The organism is Novosphingobium humi (assembly GCF_028607105.1).
Lineage (GTDB): Bacteria > Pseudomonadota > Alphaproteobacteria > Sphingomonadales > Sphingomonadaceae > Novosphingobium > Novosphingobium humi.
Genome location: NZ_CP117417.1, coordinates 1,535,725 through 1,552,527 on the forward strand (window position 1 = coordinate 1,535,725; position 16,803 = coordinate 1,552,527).

Consider the following 16,803-nt stretch of genomic DNA (forward strand, 5'->3'; position numbering starts at 1 on the left):
GGCCTGATAGGGAAGCTGCGATATGCCCAGCGACATCACCGAACCCGATCCGTTTGACGCCATCATCGATGCGCCTTTCGACGCCGCTCTGTCCGAGCGGTATCTGGTCTATGCGCTCTCCACCATCACGGCGCGCTCGCTGCCCGATCTGCGCGATGGGTTGAAACCGGTCCATCGCCGCCTGCTCTGGGCCATGCGCCAGTTGAAGCTGGACCCGGCGCAGGCCTTCAAGAAATCGGCCCGCGTGGTGGGCGATGTCATCGGCAAATACCATCCCCATGGCGACGCGTCGGTCTATGACGCGATGGTGCGCCTGGCCCAGGATTTCGCGCTGCGTTACCCCTTGGTCGAGGGGCAGGGCAATTTCGGCAATATCGACGGCGATAATGCGGCGGCCTATCGCTATACCGAGGCGCGGCTGACCAAGACGGCGATGCAGTTGATGACGGGCCTGGACGAAGGCACGGTCAATTTCATCCCGACCTATAATGGCGAGGATGAGGAGCCGGAGATCTTCCCCGGCCTGTTCCCCAACCTGCTGGCCAATGGCGCGACGGGCATTGCGGTGGGCATGGCCACCAGCATTCCCAGCCATAATGTGGCCGAAATCCTCGATGCCACGCTGCTGCTGATCGAAAATCCGCAGGCCGAACATGCCGATCTGATGAAGGTGTTCCACGGCCCCGATTTCCCCACCGGCGGCATCGTGGTCGACAGTCCGGCGGCGATTTCCCATGCCTATGCCAATGGCAAGGGTTCGATCCGGGTGCGCGCGCGTTTCTCGACCGGGCGCGACGAGGCGGGCGAATGGGAGCCGACCGGCATCGAAAAGCTGGGTGGGGGCCAGTGGCAACTGGTGATCTCCGAAATTCCGTACATGGTCCAGAAGGGCAAGCTGATCGAACAGCTTGCGGGCCTGATCGCGGACAAGAAATTGCCGATCCTTGAGGATGTGCGCGACGAATCGGACACCCAGATCCGCATCGTGCTGGTGCCCAAGAGCCGCAATGTCGATCCCGACCTGCTGAAAGAAAGCGTTTATAAGCTCTCTGAACTGGAGAGCCGGTTTAGCCTGAACCTCAACGTTCTGGATGCGCAGCGCACGCCCGGCGTACTGGGGCTGAAACCGCTGCTGCTGCAATGGATCGTTTCGCAGATCGACATTCTGCAGCGCCGCGCGCGCCACCGGCTGGACAAGATCGCCAACCGGCTCGAACTGGTCGAAGGCTATATCATCGCCTATCTCAACCTTGACCGGGTGATCGAGATCATCCGCACCGAGGATGAGCCAAAGCCGGTGATGATGGCCGAATTCAACCTGACCGACCGGCAGGCCGAAGCCATCCTCAACATGCGCTTGCGCTCCTTGCGCAAGCTGGAGGAAATGGAGCTGCGCAGCGAGCGGGACGATCTGCTCAAAGAGCAGGACGAGCTGCAGAAGCTGCTGGAAAACCCGGCCCGCCAGCGCACCCGCCTGAAGCGCGACATTACCACGCTGCGCAAGGATTATGCGGAAACCACAGCGCTGGGCCGCCGCCGCACCACCATCGAGGAAGCCGCGCCCACCCGCGAATTCAGCATGGACGCGATGATCGAAAAGGCGCCGCTCACGGTGATCCTTTCCGCGCGCGGCTGGATCCGCGCGGCCAGCGGGCATGAACCGCTGGACAAAGAATACAAGTTCAAGGAAGGCGACGGCCCGGCCTTTGTGCTTCATGCGCAGACCACCGACAAGCTGCTGATCGCCTGCGACAATGGCCGTTTCTACACGCTGGGCTGCGACAAATTGCCCGGCGCGCGCGGCTTTGGCGAGCCGCTGCGCAGTATGGTCGATATTGATGCCGATGCGCATATCGTGGCCATGATCGTCTATCATCCCAAGGCGCAACTGCTGCTGGCGGCCAACACCGGGCGCGGCTTTGCGGCCGAGGCGGACGAATTGCTGGCCGAAACCCGCAAGGGCCGCGCGGTGATGACGGTCAAGGATGGCGTCAAGCTGATGGTGGTGCGCGAAATCCCGCCCGAGCATGATTACGTGGCGGTGATCGGGGAAAACCGACGCATCGTCATCTTCGGCCTGGTCGAGGTGCCGGTGCTGGCCAAGGGGCAGGGCGTCAGCTTGCAGCGTTACCGCGACGGTGGCCTGTCCGACATCATCACGCTGAAATTCGAGGACGGGCTGAGCTGGACGATGGGCGGCGAAACGGGCCGGACGCGGGTGGAAAAGGATCTGCGTCAATGGCGCGTGGCACGCGGTGCGGCAGGCAGTTTCGCGCCGCAGGGCTTCCCCCGCGACAACAAGTTTCAGAGCTGATCGGAGCCTTTGGGGGTAAGGATCATCACCTTGCCCTCAACCCGCCATCCTTCGAGCGAGGACAGAAAATTCATCCCCAGCACATTGGTCGTGCCAATGGCGGGGGCGATGATCGTGGTCATGTCGGCGGCATGGATCGAGCCAACCTCAAGATTGTCGATCTGCGCCATTTTGGCGGGCGTGTCGCCATTGGCGGTGTGCAGGTTGACCCGGCCCGCGGCCGCATTCGGCTCGACCATCGCCTCTTGCGCCACTTCGGAAGACAGGGTGGTATAGGTCGCGCCCGTGTCGATCAGAAAACGCTGCGACGTGCCGTTGACGCTGGCATCGACCCAGTAATGCCCATCCTCACCCAGCGGCACGCGGGTTTCGCCCCCGCGCAGGACCGGCGCCGAAGCCTGCGCCGCCATGGCCACCCCCGCCAGCAGCGGAACCCCGACAAAGGCTCCGCCCAGTTGCACCAGCGTGATGCCAAAGGCCACCGTCAGCCCAGCGCTGCCCACCATGCGGATCATCGCGCCCAGCGCGCCGCTGGCCTCGGCCCGGACGATCCCGCCCACCAGCAAGAGCGCCATGAAGCCAAAAGCCGAGGCCAGCACCAGATGGTTGGGCAATTCCAGCAGAAGGTCGAACAGGGGCATCGCGCAGGTTCTCGAAACGGTCGGATGATGCGCCACTATTTCCGCCCCGCCCGCGCGCGGCAATTGTGTTAACCAACCTCGTCCGTGCCAGCTTGGGACGGATCGGTTTTTGCCGGATGATGAGGCTCCAGCACCATCACGCGCCCCTCGACCCGCCAGCCCTTCAGCCGGGTCAGGAAATTCATGCCCAGCACGTTGGTCTCACCCAGACCGGGCGCCACCACCGCCTCGATATTGCGGGCCACGGCATTGCCGATCTTCAATTCACGGATCACCACGATGCGGCCCGTGGCATTGCCATTGGCGGTGCGCAATTCGACCTTGGGCCCGTCGCGCGCGATACGGAGCCCCGCCTCCTGCGCCGTCTGGGGCGAGATTGTGGTCAGCGTGGCCCCGGTATCGACCAGAAACCGCCGCGGCACCCCGTCAATGGCGGCCCGCACCCAGAAATGCCCGTCATCGGCCAGCGGCACGCGCGTCACCTTGCCCTCGACCACCTGCGGTTCTTCGCCCTTGGGCAGATAGCGCGCGATCGAGCCGGGCAGGGCAGCGGTGATGCCGAAGCGGCGCAGATCGACCACCCCCAGCAGCGCCACGATCAGCGCCACGATCAGCCCCAGATTGCCCAAAAATCGCAGCAGCCCGCCCAGCATCGGCAGGCGGTATCGGATCAGATTGCCGAAGATCAGCAGCCCTGCGCAAACCAGCGCCCATCCCAGCACCGGCTGGGTCATCACCAGTTGAACCGCCTGCGCCCACAGCGCCGAACCCGCCTCGATCAATCGATCAAGGGCCGCGCCGGCTTTGTCCGAATGGAGGCCTGAATGGGCGCCAGATGCGGCGGCGGTCATAGTCTCTCCTCAAGGGGCCTCTTTTGAAAGGGCCTCGTTCAACAGCGCCTCGACGCGCACGGCATCGGGGAATCCTTCGGCCACCCATCGCCCTTCGACCGAGCGCAGAATATGGGCGATACGCGGCCCCGCAGCAACGCCGCGCGCAACAATATCGCCGCCTTTTAGGGGGAAAACCGGGATGGTCCAGCCGCACAAAGGCGCAATCGCCGCCCCGCCCAGCAGCAGGCGGTCCATCGCCCCCTCCATGCCGAGCGCATAGGCCATGGCGCGTGCATCGCCCGCATCACCGCGCCCGGCGGCCTGCGCCAACCGCTTCTTTTGCGCGCCCGACAGGCGAAAGCGCGAGGCCACCTGTTCGGCCAGTCCGGGTTGCGGCGGCAGCAGCGCCGCCAGCCGCCGCACCGCATCAGGGACCACGCTCTGCGCCTGCTCCTGCGCGATCAGCGCGGCCAGCGTCTCGACATCCGCCTCGGGCAAAACCACCGCCAGCACGCCCAGATCCGCCATGCGCGCCACCGTGGGCGCCGGATCGGGCAGGCCCAGCAGGTTCATCATCTCCATCCCGATTCGCTCGCGCGAGAGTCCTTTGAGCGTGGCGGCCAGCGCGGCGCAGGCCTGTTCGGCCTCCGGATCGGGCGCCTGACCAAAGCGCGCCTGAAAGCGGAAATAGCGCAGGATACGCAGGTGGTCCTCACGGATGCGCTGGGCCGCATCGCCGATGAAGCGCACCCGCCGTGCCGCCAGATCCGCCAGCCCTCCGAAATAATCGAACACTTCACCCGTGGCGGGATCGACATAAAGCGCGTTGATCGTGAAATCGCGCCGCGCCGCATCGTCGCGCCAGTCCTGCGCGAAGGCCACGGTCGCGCGTCGCCCGTCAGCGGACACATCATGGCGCAGCGTGGTGATCTCCACCGGCCCGCCTTCGGTCAGCGCGGTGATGGTGCCATGCTCTATGCCGGTGGGCACGGTGCGGATGCCTGCGGCCTTGCACCGCGCGATCACCTCTTCGGGCAGCAGGGGCGTGGCCGCATCCATATCCTTGACCGGCAGACCCAGCAGCGTGTCGCGCACCGCTCCGCCCACCCAGCGCAAGGGGCCGACCGCCGCCACCAATTCGGCCAGATCCGGGCGGATCAGCCAGCCTTCGCGTTTCAGAAATTCAGTCATACCATGCTGTTCAGTCATTTGGCCAGTTCAGGCGTTTGGAAAGATTGGCGAGAATGGCCCCGGTGATGCCCCAGATGCGATGCCCTTCCCAAGGGATTTCGACCAGATGGCGGATCTTGCCCTCCCATTCGATGGCGCGGCGCTGATGGTTGGCCGGGTCCATGACAAAGCCGAAGGGAGCCTCAAACCACTGCGCCACCTCGTCCGGGTTGGGCACCAGCGGCAGATCGGGCGGGATCAGCGCCAGCACCGGCGTCACCGCATAGCCCGATCCGGTCAGGAAAACATCCAGCGGCCCGATCACATCGACATGGCGCGGATCGATACCCAGTTCCTCCTGCGCCTCGCGCACGGCGGCATCTATGTCGGTTTCGCCCGGATCGAGCCGCCCGCCGGGCAGGGCAACCTGTCCGGCATGGGCGCGCATCGTGCCGGGGCGGTGGATCATCAGCACGCCGGGCGCGGCCCGCTCGGTCACGGCGATCAGCACGGCGGCGGGTTTGAATGCCTCGATGCCCGCCGTGCGCGGATCGGGAAACAGCGCAGGGGCAGGCCCCGCCATCCCGGCGTGATACAGTCGCTCCAGCTTGTGCTTGAGATTGCTCATTGCGGCGTCAGGGGGAAACTTATCCCCAGGCTGTCCACAGACAGTCCACCGTCCGTCCCCATATTCTCCCCTTGGTTCTCCAGCGCCATATCCACCAGTTGTCCCCATGTGGAGCGGTTGATCCGCGCCAGACAACCATGGCGCACGGCCAGATAGATCGCGGGCGTTTCCGCGTTGCCGCGCGCGATCAGGGGATGGTCCGGCCCGGCGATCACCGTGTCGTCGGTGTTGAGCCGGAAGGCCAGCGCCCCCTCGATCCGCGCCACATCCACCGCGACAAAGGCGGCATCGACCACCGCGATCCTCTGGCGATCCTGCGGCGTCACCAGCCAATGTTGGCCGTCCTCATCGCGCATCAGCAGCGTGGAAAAGGCGCGCACCATGGCCGGGCGGGTGATCGGTGCGCCCTGATGCCACCACGATCCATCGGCGCGGATCTCCATCTGGCTGTCGATTTCTTCGGCTGGATGCCATTGATCGACCGGGGGCAGGCGGCGCTCGGCCACCATGCGGGCGATGTCCTCAAGCGAGAGCGCGGCCAGATCGGGAGGGGGCGTATAGGGCATGGCGGCAATATGGGGCAGGCGGGCGCTGTGCGCCAGTGCTTCGCCTGCCCTAATTTCGCTTTAGCTCCAAGGGCCAAGCATGCCCTTTTGCGGCAGGATCGCGGCATTGTCGCAGCGCACCAGCAGGCGGCGCTGTTCAAACGGTCCGGGCAGATCCCATTCCCCCGTGGGCGCGTTGGTAAAGCCCCAGAAGCGGCCGTAATATTCCGGGTCGCCGATCATCACCATGGGCAAGGGCGCCTTGGGGTTCATCGCCGAAATGGCGGCGGTGACCAATGCCTTGCCAAAGCCGCGCCCCTGCGCCTCGGGCAGGACGGCGACGGGGCCGACCATGACCATCGGATGACGGCGGCCATCGGGATCGGTCAGCGCCACCGGCCAGCACTGGATCGAGCCGACCACATGCTGTTCCTCGTCCACTGCGGCAAAGGAGAGCGCGGGCAGCCATTCGGCATCGCCGCGCACCTTATAGGCGGTGCGCCCGCGTCGTTCCGGCTCAAACGCGCGATCGAGCAATTCCTCGACCAGCGAGGGGTCAACATTGTCCAGCGGAATGAGCGAGGGTTCGATAGCCATAATGCCGCGCGCGTTAGGGCAGGGGGGCGCCAGATGCAAGCAAGCTATGCAAGGAAATGCTTGCGGGCGGGCTGCGGGGGCGGCAATCGGGGGGTCATGATCTTTGGCGTGGATGAAGCGGGGCGCGGCCCCTTGGCGGGGCCTGTGGTGGCGGGCGCGGTGTGGCTTTGCGACAGTGCGATCGAGGGGCTGGCCGACAGCAAGAAATTGTCGGGCAAGCGGCGCGCTGCGCTGGAGGCGCGGATCATGGCCGAGGCGCATTGGGCCATCGGCGTGGTCGAGGCCGACGAGATCGACCGGATCAACATCTTTGCCGCCACGATGCTGGCCATGACGCGGGCGGTCGGCGCGCTGGTGGCCAAAGTGGGTGAACCCGCGATGGTGCTGATCGACGGCAACAAGACGCCAGAGGGGCGCGTGGGCGACTGGCGCTGGGCCGCGCGGGCGATTGTGGGGGGGGATGCGACCGAAGCGGCGATCTCTGCGGCCAGCATCATCGCCAAGGAGCACCGCGACCGGGTGATGCGCGAACTGGCCGTGCTGCACCCGCATTATGGGTGGGAGCGCAATGCCGGATATGGCACCGCGCAGCATTTGGCGGGTTTGCGCGAACATGGGCCTTGCGAGCATCACCGGCGGAGTTTCGCGCCGGTCGCGCAATTGTCATTTTTGTAAAAAATCGCCCCCTGAATCCGCTTTGCCGCGCCACTAGATGTTGAGTCTGCCGAGTCGCGGATGACTCTATCCCTTGTGTCAGACTCTTTCTGTTCTCCTGTTCTTGACTCGGTTTAGGCTTTGCGACTCGTGCTAACTCCACGAGTCGGGCCTTGACGTGAGTCTGCGAATGACTCATTGAGGGGGCCGTTCAACGCACTTATTCACAGGAATCCTCATGGGCACTGTCCTTCTCAAGGAGCGCACCCGCTCCACCCCGGCGCCGCGCAAGATCGCCAGCCGCATCAGGAAGGATCTTGTCCTCAAGCCGGTCGAAACGCCCAAGGCTGACCTGCCGCTGGGCCGCATTCTGGATGGCGATTGCATCGAGGCCATGCGCTCGATACCCACGGCCAGCGTCGATATGGTGTTTGCCGATCCGCCGTATAACCTCCAGCTCGGCGGCGATCTGGCCCGCCCCGATGGCAGCCATGTCGATGCCGTCACCAACGATTGGGACAAGTTCGACAGTTTTGGGGCCTATGACCGCTTTACCCGCGCCTGGCTGGCCGAGGCGCGCCGCGTGTTGAAGCCCAATGGCTCGCTCTGGGTGATCGGTTCTTATCACAACATCTTCCGCGTCGGCGCGATCCTTCAGGACATGGGCTTCTGGATACTGAACGATATCGTGTGGCGCAAATCGAACCCGATGCCCAATTTCAAGGGCACGCGCTTTACCAATGCCCATGAAACGCTGATCTGGTGCAGCATGGGCGAGGAGGCGAAATACACGTTCAACTATCGCGCGATGAAGACGCTCAATGACGAGCTGCAAATGCGCAGCGACTGGGTGCTGCCGATCTGCAACGGGGCCGAGCGTTTGAAGAAGGGCGGCTCGAAGGTCCACCCGACGCAGAAGCCGGAAAGCCTGCTCTATCGCGTGATGCTGGCCACGACCAACAAGGGCGACGTGGTGCTCGATCCCTTCTTTGGCACCGGCACCACAGGGGCGGTGGCCAAGCGCCTTGGCCGCGAATGGATCGGGTGCGAGCGGGAGCAGAATTACCGCGATGCCGCGATGGAACGCATCGAGATGGCCCTGCCGCTCGATGAATCCGCCATCAGCACGATGAAGAGCAAGCGCGCCGCGCCCAAGGTTCCTTTCGGCACGCTGATCGAAACCGGCTGGGTCAAGCCCGGTACGGTGCTGACCGGCAAGAAGGGGCGCAATCGTCCCGCCTTCACCGCCGTGGTGCGCGCCGACGGTTCGCTGGTGTCGGACAAGATCGAAGGTTCGATCCACTCCTGCGGCGCCCAGTTGCAGGGCGCGCCCAGCTGCAACGGCTGGACCTTCTGGAACATCGAGCATGAGGGGCAGATGAAGCCTCTCGACGCCATCCGTCAGCTTTATCTGCTGGCAAACGAGGACTGATCGGGTCTAAGCGCGGGGCCATGACTGTTTACCTGCGCCCGATCGCCCTTGTCGACAGCCCCCAATCCGAGGAAGGCGAAGCCCTTCGTCTGGCAGGCGGGCTGACTTATGCCAGCCGTTTCGCGCTGATCCGGCGCGAGGGCGGCAAAGTGGTCGAACGCACCCGCTTTGGCGTGGCCGAGGCGGGGCGCGTGATCCGGGGCGAGGCGGAGGAGCAGTGGGAGGCTTTGCGTTCCCCCCGCGCGCCGTTGCAGATGGGCGCGCGGACAGTGCGGCTGGATCAGCCGCAGGTGATGGGCATATTGAACGTCACGCCCGACAGTTTTTCCGACGGCGGGCGCCATATTTCCGGGCCGGATGTGCCAATGGTCCATGCCAGCGCGATGCTGGAGGCGGGCGCGGCGATGATCGACATTGGCGGCGAAAGCACGCGCCCCGGCGCCCCTCCCGTGTGGGAAGGCGACGAGATTGGGCGCGTGGTGCCAGTGATCGAGAAACTGGCCCGCACGGGTGCGGCGATCAGCGTGGACACTCGCCGCGTGGGCGTGTTCGAGGCGGCGTTGGCAGCAGGCGCGCATCTGTGGAACGATGTGTCGGGGCTGCGCCACGATCCGCGCAGCCTTGAATTTGCCGCCCATTGCGGCGCCCCCGTCTGCATCATGCATGCGCCGGGCAAGGGCGAAGACCTCCACGAGGACGGCCATTACGGCGATGTCGTGCTGGACGTGTTCGACTGGCTGCGCGCGCGGCGCGATGCGGCCGAGGCGGCGGGCGTGGCGCGGACCCGCATCCTGCTCGACCCCGGCATCGGCTTTGGCAAGACCCTGCAGGAAAATCTCGCGCTGATGAACGCGCTGCCGCTGTTTCACGCGCTGGGCTGCGCCCTGTTGGTTGGGGCCAGCCGAAAGCGGATGATCGGGGCGCTCTCCAACGAAGCGCCCGCGGATAAACGCCTTGGAGGGTCGCTGATGCTGGCCGCGCGGATGATGGAGGCCGGGGCGCAGATCATCCGCGTGCATGATGTGGCGCAAACGGTGCAGGCACTGCATGTCTGGCGCGGGTTGCGCGATGCGGCCCTGACCGATTTTGGGCAGTTGGTGGGGTAAAAAAGGGGGAGGAGGTTTGCCTCCGGCGGGCAAAGGGCGGGGGCCCTTTGCAATCCCCATACTGGGTTGCGCGCGTTCGCCGGCCCTACGCAAGATTTCCGCGCCGCAGGCTTTAAAAACCGCTTCGCGGATGGGTGATAACCGTTTAGGCAAGCGCCAAATTCATGGGATTGCAAAGGGCCCCCGCCCTTTGCCCGCCGGAGGCAAAACCCAAAGCCCCCTTACGCCGCGTCCCCAATGCCCAATTCGCTGAGCTTTCGATACAAGGTCGAACGCCCGATCCCCAGCCTGCGCGCCACCTCGGTCATGCGGCCGCGATAATGGCCGATGGCCAGCCGGATCACGTCGGCCTCGATGTCCTCCAACGGGCGCAGATTGCCGTCGGCGGTGAACAGCATCACGCCCGCGCTTTCGTGGGCCACGCCATTGCTGGGGCTCATCGGCTCGGCGGTAATCATGCTGGAGAGTTGGGGGAAATCGTCGGCGGTCAGCGCGTCGCCATCGCAGAAGACGGCGGCGCGGAACAGCACGGCCTGCAATTGCCGCACGTTGCCGGGCCAGTCATAGGCCGAGAGCAGCGACAGCGCGCCATCGGTGATGCCCAGTTCGCGCAGGCCCGGCTGTTCGCCGATACGCGCCAGGAAATGCCGTGCCAGCGCCGGAATATCGCCCAGTCGCGCGCGCAGCGGCGGCAGCGACACCGTGGTTGCGCAGATCGCGGCATGGAGTTCGGGAAGGAAATCGCCATGGACGATGAGATCCTTGAGCGGATAATTCGACGCCGCGATCAGCCGCACATCCACCCGGAAGGCATGGCGCGCGCCGATCGGGCGGCATGATCCTGTGGTCAGATATTCGGCCAGCCGCTCCTGCACACCCATGGGCAGACGGTCGATTTCGTCGATGACCAGCGTGGCGCCGTCGCAATATTGGATCGCGCCCATTTGCCGGTCGAAAGCGCCGGGGAAGGCGCCCTTTTCATGGCCGAACAGGGCCGATTCGATGGAATTGCCCGGCGTCGATCCGGCATTGACGATACGCAGCGGCATTTTGGCGCGCTGGGATGCGGCGTGGATGGCGCGTACCAGCATTTCCTTGCCGGTGCCGCTTTCGCCCTCGATCAGCAGGTGGCCTTGCCCGCGCGCCGATTTGGCGGCGATGGCCAGCGCCGTGCGGAAGGCAGGAGCTGCACCAATCATCGATTCAAAATCGGCCGGACCGTTCATCTTTTCGGTCAGCGGCTGCAATTCATCGCGCGGGGTTTCGCGCGTGGTGGCGTTGCGCAGGGCGCTCATCAGCCGGTCGGGCGCGATGGGCTTGATGAGGTAATCGGTTGCGCCCGCGCGCATGGCTTCGACCGCCAGCAGCGGCGAGGCCGAGGTTGTCAGCATCAGGATCGGCAGGGCGGGGCGGCGGCTGCGCAGATCCGCGATCAGCGAGCAGGCTTCATCGCCCGGCACCCATTGGTCAAGGATCACCGCGCCCAACTGCATGCCCTGCCGTGTGCCCAGCATGGCCACGGCCGTTTCGGCATCGCCCACCACCAGCGTCCGCCAGCCCTCGCGCGCGGCCAGCGCCGTGATCAGGCGGCTCTGCGCCGGCTCATCGTCGATCAGCATCAGCAGGCGCTGTTCGGTCTCTGCCATATTTGCGCGGTCAATAGTCATAGGTGCAGGATTTAGCCAAATTGGGTAAAGACCTGCTTAAGCGTGACCGGGCCGGCATCCGGATTTTTCAGGCCGTCCGTCAACCATGGCGGTGAAAATCAAATTTAACCTTTGGTGCAATTTACGTTTTGTCGCGGATCATGTTTTATCTTGTGCTGAGGCCTCAGGATGATAAGAATTGACCAAGAATTTAATGGGACAGGGGAAAAATCAATGACTCACACTCAGGATGTTACCGCGGCGCGGGAAACCTATGAGGGCTTCATTCGCCTGATCAAGATCAGTACCCCGGTCATCGCTGTTCTGGCCGCATTCGTCGTCTATCTCATCTCCCGCTGAAAGGTCTGGAATGACGGATAAATTGCGTATCGCCGCTCTTACCGAAAGAGCGGCGGGGGAAACGCGCGTCTGCGTGACGCCGGAAACGGTGAAGAAATTCACGAGCCTTGGCGCTATTGTGGCGGTGGAAAGCGGGGCGGGGCTTGCTGCCTCGATTGCTGATGCCGATTATGCCGCGGTTGGCGCGATCATGGGCGATGCGGCCACGGTGGTGGCGGGCGCGGACATTGTGCTGGGGGTTCAGGGGCCGGATGTGGCCCTGCTTTCGAGCGCGAAGCCGGGCGTGTGGGTTGCGGCGGGGCTGGACCCGTTTGGTCAGCGCGGGCGGGTTGACGCCTATGCCGCCGCCGGGGTCGAGGCGCTGGCGATGGAATTCATGCCGCGCATCACCCGCGCGCAGTCGATGGACATCCTCTCCTCGCAAAGCAATCTGGCCGGATATAAGGCCGTGATCGATGCGGCGGCCACCTATGGCCGCGCCTTTCCGATGATGATGACGGCGGCGGGCACGATTTCGGCGGCCAAGGCGTTCATCATGGGCGTGGGCGTGGCGGGGCTTCAGGCCATCGCCACCGCGCGGCGTCTGGGCGCGCAGGTCTCGGCCACCGACGTGCGCAGCGCGACCAGAGAGCAGATCCAGAGCCTTGGCGCCAAGCCGATTTTCGTGGAAAATGTCGCGGGCATCGAGGGCGAGGGCGCGGGCGGCTATGCCACCGAAATGAGCCCGGAATATCAGGCGGCGCAGGCCGAACTGGTTTCCAGCCATATCGCCAAGCAGGACATCGTCATCACCACGGCGCTGATCCCCGGCCGGGCGGCGCCGCGCCTGATTTCCGATGCGCAGATCGCCACGATGAAGCCGGGCAGCGTCATTTTCGACCTTGCCGTGGCGCAGGGCGGCAATGTCGAAGGTTCGGTTCCCGATCAGATTGTTGAGCGCCATGGCGTCAAGATTATGGGCTATTCCAATACGCCCGCGCATCTGGCCGCCGATGCCTCGGCGCTGTTTGCGCGCAATCTCTACAACTTCCTCTCGGCCTTTTGGGACAAGGAGCAGGGGCGCCCTGTTCTGGACGAGGAAATCGGCAATGCGATCCGGCTGACGCAAGGCGGCCAGGTCGTCAATCCGCGACTGCTCTGAGGGGAGGGCGCAATGGACTTTATCTCGATCCTGTCGATTTTCGTGCTGGCGTGTTTCGTCGGCTATTATGTGGTGTGGTCGGTCACGCCCGCGCTGCACACGCCTTTGATGGCGGTGACGAATGCCATTTCCTCGGTGATCGTGGTGGGCGCGCTGATTGCGGCGGCGGCCAGCGGGATTGGTGCGGCGGGCGGCGTTTCGAAATGGCTGGGGCTGGGCGCGGTGGTTTTGGCCAGCGTCAACATCTTTGGCGGCTTTGCGGTCACGGCGCGCATGTTGGCCATGTATAAGAAGAAGGAGAAGAAGTGATGGTTCTCCAGCTTCTTAGCGCGGGCGCTGAACTCGCGCCGCACAACGCATTCCCGATGCCGACAGCAGAGAACAGCGGCATTGTCCCGTTCCTCTATCTTGTTTCGGGCGTGCTGTTCATTCTGGCCCTGCGCGGCCTGTCGTCTCCGGCGACCAGCCGGGCGGGCAATCGTTATGGCATGATCGGCATGGTGATTGCGGTCGCCACGACGCTGGTGACGCATTTCCCTTCGGCGGTTAATCCCTATGGTGAAACGTCAGCGGCGATTGAACATGGCCTCCAGACTGTGCCTGATTTCGGGGCTTTTGGCCTTATCGCTCTGGCCATCGCCCTTGGCGGCGGCATTGGCTTTGTCATTGCCCGCCGCATCGCCATGACGGCGATGCCGCAACTGGTGGCGGCGTTTCACTCGCTGGTTGGTATGGCGGCTGTGCTGGTGGGCTGGGCGGCTTATCTCAATCCGGGGGCTTTCGGGATTACCGAGATTTCGGACCTGATAGTGACACTGACGCCAACCGGTATGGATGGCGAAACGATAGCCAGTGCGGCCAAAACCTTAACTGTCCCCGGTGTGCCCCACATCCACGCCCAATCCTGCATCGAAATGGGCCTTGGCATCGCCATTGGCGCGATCACCTTTTCCGGTTCGATCATCGCCTTCCTCAAACTGGCGGGCAAGATGTCGGGTTCGCCGATCATGCTGCCGGGGCGCCATGTCATTAACCTTGGCACGATCATCGCGATCCTTGGCCTTGTCGGCTATTTCACGATGGATCAGTCGCTCTGGGTGATCGGCCTGATTACGCTGCTGGCCTTCATCATCGGTTTCCTGCTGATCATTCCGATTGGCGGGGCGGATATGCCGGTGGTGGTCTCGATGCTCAACTCGTATTCGGGCTGGGCGGCCGCCGCGATGGGCTTCACGCTGCATAACAGCGCGATGATCATCACCGGGGCGCTGGTGGGCTCTTCGGGCGCGATCCTCAGCTACATCATGTGCAAGGCGATGAATCGCAGCTTTATCTCGGTGATCGCAGGCGGCTTTGGCGCCGCGCCCGAGGCATCGGGCGGCGCGGCCAAGGAACAGCGCCCGTGGAAGCGCGGCAGCGCCGAGGACGCGGCCTTCCTGATGAAGGAAGCCGAGAGCGTCATCATCATCCCCGGCTATGGCATGGCGGTCAGCCAAGCCCAGCACGCGCTGCGCGAAATGGCCGATGTGCTGAAGAAGGAAGGCGTCAGCGTTAAATACGCGATCCATCCAGTGGCGGGAAGAATGCCCGGCCATATGAATGTCTTGCTGGCCGAAGCCAATGTGCCTTATGATGAAGTATTCGAGCTGGAGGACATCAATTCCGAGTTCGGCCAGTGCGACGTCGCCTTCATCATCGGCGCCAATGACGTGGTCAACCCCGCCGCCAAGACCGACAAGTCCAGCCCGATCTATGGCATGCCCGTGTTCGACGTGGACAAGGCCAAGACCGTCATGTTCGTCAAACGCAGCATGGGCGGCGTGGGCTATTCAGGTGTCGATAATGATGTCTTCTACATGGACCAGACCATGATGCTGCTGGCCGACGCCAAGAAGATGGTGGAAGACATCGTCAAGGCGCTGGCCCACTAAGGGGTTCCTTGAATGCGTAAAGTTCTGACAGTCCTTGCCCTTACCCTTGCCCTTTCGGGCTGTGTTCAGGGGATCGTCCGGGGCCGGGTGAAATCCGCGCTGGTGGGGGCGGGGCTGTCCGAACCGGTTTCGGCCTGCATGGCCGAGCATATGGTGGACAAGCTGACCATCAGCCAATTGCGCCAGTTGGAGGCGTTGCAGGGGCCTAAGCGGTCGCTGTTCGATTATGTGATGGCGGTGCGCCGGATTCAGGACCCGGAAGTGATCCGCGTGACGGCGGCGGCGGCCGGGTTGTGCATGTCGGGGTGGGAAAGATAAGATTTGAAGGGATGCCTCTGGCGGGCAAAGGGTCTCGACCCTTTGCAATCCCATTTTTTGGGTGGTGGTTGATCCGTCCGCAGTTGATGATTTTTAAACCCTGCGGCGCGGTGAGGTTATCCTATCCGTGCCGCAGGCTTTAAGCATTCCGGCCTCGCGTCTGGCATCGGGCGCCGAACCCGTGGCGCAACAAAGACAGTAATGGGAGCGCGAGGGACAAGTCCCTCGCACCTTTCCTTTTCCTTCTATCTTCGCTACCCCACCCCCCATGCCTCTATCCCCTCTGGCCTGCGACCCATCACAATCCCTCGGCCGTGAATTTGCGCTCGAAGGCTCGATCGCCCGCGGCCCTCGCAGCCCTTATCAGCGCGACCGCGACCGGATCATCCACTCGATTGCGTTCCGGCGCCTGCGGCATAAAACGCAGGTTTTCGTCGCCCCTGATGGCGACCATTATCGGGTCCGCCTGACGCACAGTTTGGAGGTGGCCCAGATCGGCCGCGTGATCGCCCGCGTGCTGGGGCTGGACGAGGATCTGACCGAGGCGTTATGCTTGGCCCATGACATCGGCCACCCGCCCTTTGGCCACAGCGGCGAGGACGCGCTGGACGAGGCGCTCAAAGAGCAGGGCGGCTGGGATCACAATGCCAACACTTTGCGCACGCTGATGCGTCTGGAAAGCCCCTATTGCGAGCATGAGGGGCTGAACCTGACGTGGGAGACGCTGGAGGGGCTGGCCAAGCATAACGGGCCGGTGCGCGATCCCAACTGGGCGCTGGCCGAACTGGACGCGGCCTATCCGCTGCATCTGGGCGAATGGTCATGCCTTGAGGCGCAGGTGGCCGCGATTGCCGACGATATTGCCTATGACAATCACGACATTGACGATGGGTTGCGCGCTGGTTTCCTCCATCTCGACGATCTTCTGACGCAGCCCTTCGTGGCGCAGCAGTGGCGCGCGGTGGAGGCCAAACATCCCAATGCCCCCCATGACCGCAAGCTGCGCGAACTGGTGCGCAGCCAGATCGGCATCATGGTCAATGATGTGATCGCCGAAACGCAAGCGCGCACGCAGGGTATGGCGGGCATTGCCGACATCCGCGCCGCCGCCCGCGCCAGCGCCGCCTTTTCGCCCGCCATGGCCGAGGCCGAGCGGACCTTGAAGCGCTTCATGTATGACCGGCTCTATTACCACCCCGATCAACTGGCCACGGCGGAAAAGGCGCATCAGGTCGTCTCGGGCCTGTTTGCCGCCTATCGCGAGGACCCCTCGCGCATGGGCGAGGCATGGGCCGCCCGCCTGCCGCAGGCCGAGCCACAGCGCAGCCGCCATATCGCCGACTATATCGCGGGCATGACCGACCGTTTCGCCATCGCGCAATACCGCGCGATCCACGGCACAGCCCCCGAAGGATTGAGCAACGTCTGACCCCGAATGCGCCGGATTTGTGGAGAGGATTGCGTATTGGGGTAGAATTTCTGACACT

The 16,803-nt window shown here is 64.0% G+C and carries 17 protein-coding genes; 10 read left to right on the forward strand and 7 right to left on the reverse strand.

The genetic code is table 11. The features are described from left to right. The first annotated feature begins 22 nt into the window (after window positions 1-22). Window positions 23-2,314 carry a DNA topoisomerase IV subunit A gene (parC, locus tag PQ457_RS07185; RefSeq protein WP_273619047.1) on the forward strand — a complete coding sequence of 764 codons (2,292 nt, stop codon included), beginning with the start codon at window positions 23-25 and terminating at the stop codon, window positions 2,312-2,314. Here parC and PQ457_RS07190 read toward each other — a convergent pair. From PQ457_RS07190 to PQ457_RS07215, 6 genes are read right to left on the reverse strand one after another with little or no spacing between them, the layout of a single operon-like run. Then, window positions 2,305-2,991, reverse strand: coding sequence for a retropepsin-like aspartic protease family protein (locus PQ457_RS07190; protein WP_273619048.1), 687 nt, complete (start codon window positions 2,989-2,991; stop codon window positions 2,305-2,307). The genes parC and PQ457_RS07190 overlap by 10 nt on opposite strands. Before the next feature lie 32 nt (window positions 2,992-3,023). Then, a complete protein-coding gene (locus PQ457_RS07195) occupies window positions 3,024-3,806 on the reverse strand; it encodes a retropepsin-like aspartic protease family protein (RefSeq protein WP_273619049.1) in 783 nt (260 codons plus the stop codon). 9 nt (window positions 3,807-3,815) lie between these two features. Next, window positions 3,816-4,979 carry a CCA tRNA nucleotidyltransferase gene (locus PQ457_RS07200; RefSeq protein ID WP_273619050.1) on the reverse strand — a complete coding sequence of 388 codons (1,164 nt, stop codon included), beginning with the start codon at window positions 4,977-4,979 and terminating at the stop codon, window positions 3,816-3,818. Between the two features lie 10 nt (window positions 4,980-4,989). After that, entirely contained in the window at window positions 4,990-5,586 is a 597-nt protein-coding gene (locus PQ457_RS07205; protein ID WP_273619051.1) for a CoA pyrophosphatase, read from the reverse strand. Then, the gene (locus PQ457_RS07210) at window positions 5,583-6,152 is read right to left on the reverse strand and encodes a DUF1285 domain-containing protein (RefSeq protein ID WP_273619052.1); all 570 of its coding nucleotides are present in this window, start codon (window positions 6,150-6,152) and stop codon (window positions 5,583-5,585) included. The genes PQ457_RS07205 and PQ457_RS07210 overlap by 4 nt, the downstream gene beginning before the upstream one ends. Before the next feature lie 60 nt (window positions 6,153-6,212). Then, complete coding sequence (locus PQ457_RS07215) at window positions 6,213-6,728, reverse strand: GNAT family N-acetyltransferase (RefSeq protein WP_273619053.1); 516 nt, start codon at window positions 6,726-6,728, stop codon at window positions 6,213-6,215. A 96-nt stretch (window positions 6,729-6,824) separates the two neighbouring features. On the opposite strand from PQ457_RS07215, the gene PQ457_RS07220 reads away from it, so the two are divergent. From PQ457_RS07220 to folP, 3 genes are all read left to right on the forward strand, one after another. After that, complete coding sequence (locus PQ457_RS07220) at window positions 6,825-7,403, forward strand: ribonuclease HII (RefSeq protein WP_273619054.1); 579 nt, start codon at window positions 6,825-6,827, stop codon at window positions 7,401-7,403. Between the two features lie 217 nt (window positions 7,404-7,620). Beyond that, a complete protein-coding gene (locus PQ457_RS07225) occupies window positions 7,621-8,814 on the forward strand; it encodes a site-specific DNA-methyltransferase (protein ID WP_273619055.1) in 1,194 nt (397 codons plus the stop codon). Between the two features lie 20 nt (window positions 8,815-8,834). Further along, window positions 8,835-9,920, forward strand: a complete 1,086-nt coding sequence (folP, locus tag PQ457_RS07230; protein WP_273619056.1) for a dihydropteroate synthase — start codon at window positions 8,835-8,837, stop codon at window positions 9,918-9,920. 221 nt (window positions 9,921-10,141) lie between these two features. On the opposite strand, the gene PQ457_RS07235 is transcribed toward folP, so the two are convergent. Then, the gene (locus tag PQ457_RS07235) at window positions 10,142-11,566 is read right to left on the reverse strand and encodes a sigma-54-dependent transcriptional regulator (RefSeq protein WP_273619057.1); all 1,425 of its coding nucleotides are present in this window, start codon (window positions 11,564-11,566) and stop codon (window positions 10,142-10,144) included. A gap of 234 nt (window positions 11,567-11,800) precedes the next feature. On the opposite strand from PQ457_RS07235, the gene PQ457_RS07240 reads away from it, so the two are divergent. From PQ457_RS07240 to PQ457_RS07265, 6 genes are all read left to right on the forward strand, one after another. Beyond that, window positions 11,801-11,926: an aa3-type cytochrome c oxidase subunit IV gene (locus PQ457_RS07240; protein WP_273619058.1), complete on the forward strand. Its 126-nt coding sequence runs from the start codon at window positions 11,801-11,803 to the stop codon at window positions 11,924-11,926. 10 nt (window positions 11,927-11,936) lie between these two features. Then, window positions 11,937-13,067 (forward strand): NAD(P) transhydrogenase subunit alpha, encoded by a 1,131-nt coding sequence (locus tag PQ457_RS07245; RefSeq protein WP_273619059.1) that lies wholly within the window; start codon window positions 11,937-11,939, stop codon window positions 13,065-13,067. Between the two features lie 12 nt (window positions 13,068-13,079). Beyond that, window positions 13,080-13,376, forward strand: coding sequence for a proton-translocating transhydrogenase family protein (locus tag PQ457_RS07250; protein ID WP_273619060.1), 297 nt, complete (start codon window positions 13,080-13,082; stop codon window positions 13,374-13,376). Between the two features lie 56 nt (window positions 13,377-13,432). Beyond that, window positions 13,433-14,998: an NAD(P)(+) transhydrogenase (Re/Si-specific) subunit beta gene (locus PQ457_RS07255; protein WP_273619266.1), complete on the forward strand. Its 1,566-nt coding sequence runs from the start codon at window positions 13,433-13,435 to the stop codon at window positions 14,996-14,998. Window positions 14,999-15,010: 12 nt separating this feature from the next. Beyond that, entirely contained in the window at window positions 15,011-15,316 is a 306-nt protein-coding gene (locus PQ457_RS07260; RefSeq protein WP_273619061.1) for a hypothetical protein, read from the forward strand. A 268-nt stretch (window positions 15,317-15,584) separates the two neighbouring features. Next, window positions 15,585-16,745, forward strand: coding sequence for a deoxyguanosinetriphosphate triphosphohydrolase (locus PQ457_RS07265; RefSeq protein ID WP_273619062.1), 1,161 nt, complete (start codon window positions 15,585-15,587; stop codon window positions 16,743-16,745). The last annotated feature ends 58 nt before the right edge of the window (window positions 16,746-16,803 follow it).

Bases quoted from the DNA above. Each gene is read 5' to 3' on its own strand.
- parC (WP_273619047.1), top strand. From the start codon at position 23: ATGCCCAGCGACATCACCGAACCCGATCCGTTTGACGCCATCATCGAT.
- PQ457_RS07195 (WP_273619049.1), bottom strand. From the start codon at position 3,806: ATGACCGCCGCCGCATCTGGCGCCCATTCAGGCCTCCATTCGGACAAA.
- PQ457_RS07200 (WP_273619050.1), bottom strand. From the start codon at position 4,979: ATGACTGAATTTCTGAAACGCGAAGGCTGGCTGATCCGCCCGGATCTG.
- PQ457_RS07205 (WP_273619051.1), bottom strand. From the start codon at position 5,586: ATGAGCAATCTCAAGCACAAGCTGGAGCGACTGTATCACGCCGGGATG.
- PQ457_RS07210 (WP_273619052.1), bottom strand. From the start codon at position 6,152: ATGCCCTATACGCCCCCTCCCGATCTGGCCGCGCTCTCGCTTGAGGAC.
- PQ457_RS07215 (WP_273619053.1), bottom strand. From the start codon at position 6,728: ATGGCTATCGAACCCTCGCTCATTCCGCTGGACAATGTTGACCCCTCG.
- PQ457_RS07220 (WP_273619054.1), top strand. From the start codon at position 6,825: ATGATCTTTGGCGTGGATGAAGCGGGGCGCGGCCCCTTGGCGGGGCCT.
- PQ457_RS07225 (WP_273619055.1), top strand. From the start codon at position 7,621: ATGGGCACTGTCCTTCTCAAGGAGCGCACCCGCTCCACCCCGGCGCCG.
- folP (WP_273619056.1), top strand. From the start codon at position 8,835: ATGACTGTTTACCTGCGCCCGATCGCCCTTGTCGACAGCCCCCAATCC.
- PQ457_RS07235 (WP_273619057.1), bottom strand. From the start codon at position 11,566: ATGGCAGAGACCGAACAGCGCCTGCTGATGCTGATCGACGATGAGCCG.
- PQ457_RS07240 (WP_273619058.1), top strand. From the start codon at position 11,801: ATGACTCACACTCAGGATGTTACCGCGGCGCGGGAAACCTATGAGGGC.
- PQ457_RS07245 (WP_273619059.1), top strand. From the start codon at position 11,937: ATGACGGATAAATTGCGTATCGCCGCTCTTACCGAAAGAGCGGCGGGG.
- PQ457_RS07250 (WP_273619060.1), top strand. From the start codon at position 13,080: ATGGACTTTATCTCGATCCTGTCGATTTTCGTGCTGGCGTGTTTCGTC.
- PQ457_RS07255 (WP_273619266.1), top strand. From the start codon at position 13,433: ATGCCGACAGCAGAGAACAGCGGCATTGTCCCGTTCCTCTATCTTGTT.
- PQ457_RS07260 (WP_273619061.1), top strand. From the start codon at position 15,011: ATGCGTAAAGTTCTGACAGTCCTTGCCCTTACCCTTGCCCTTTCGGGC.
- PQ457_RS07265 (WP_273619062.1), top strand. From the start codon at position 15,585: ATGCCTCTATCCCCTCTGGCCTGCGACCCATCACAATCCCTCGGCCGT.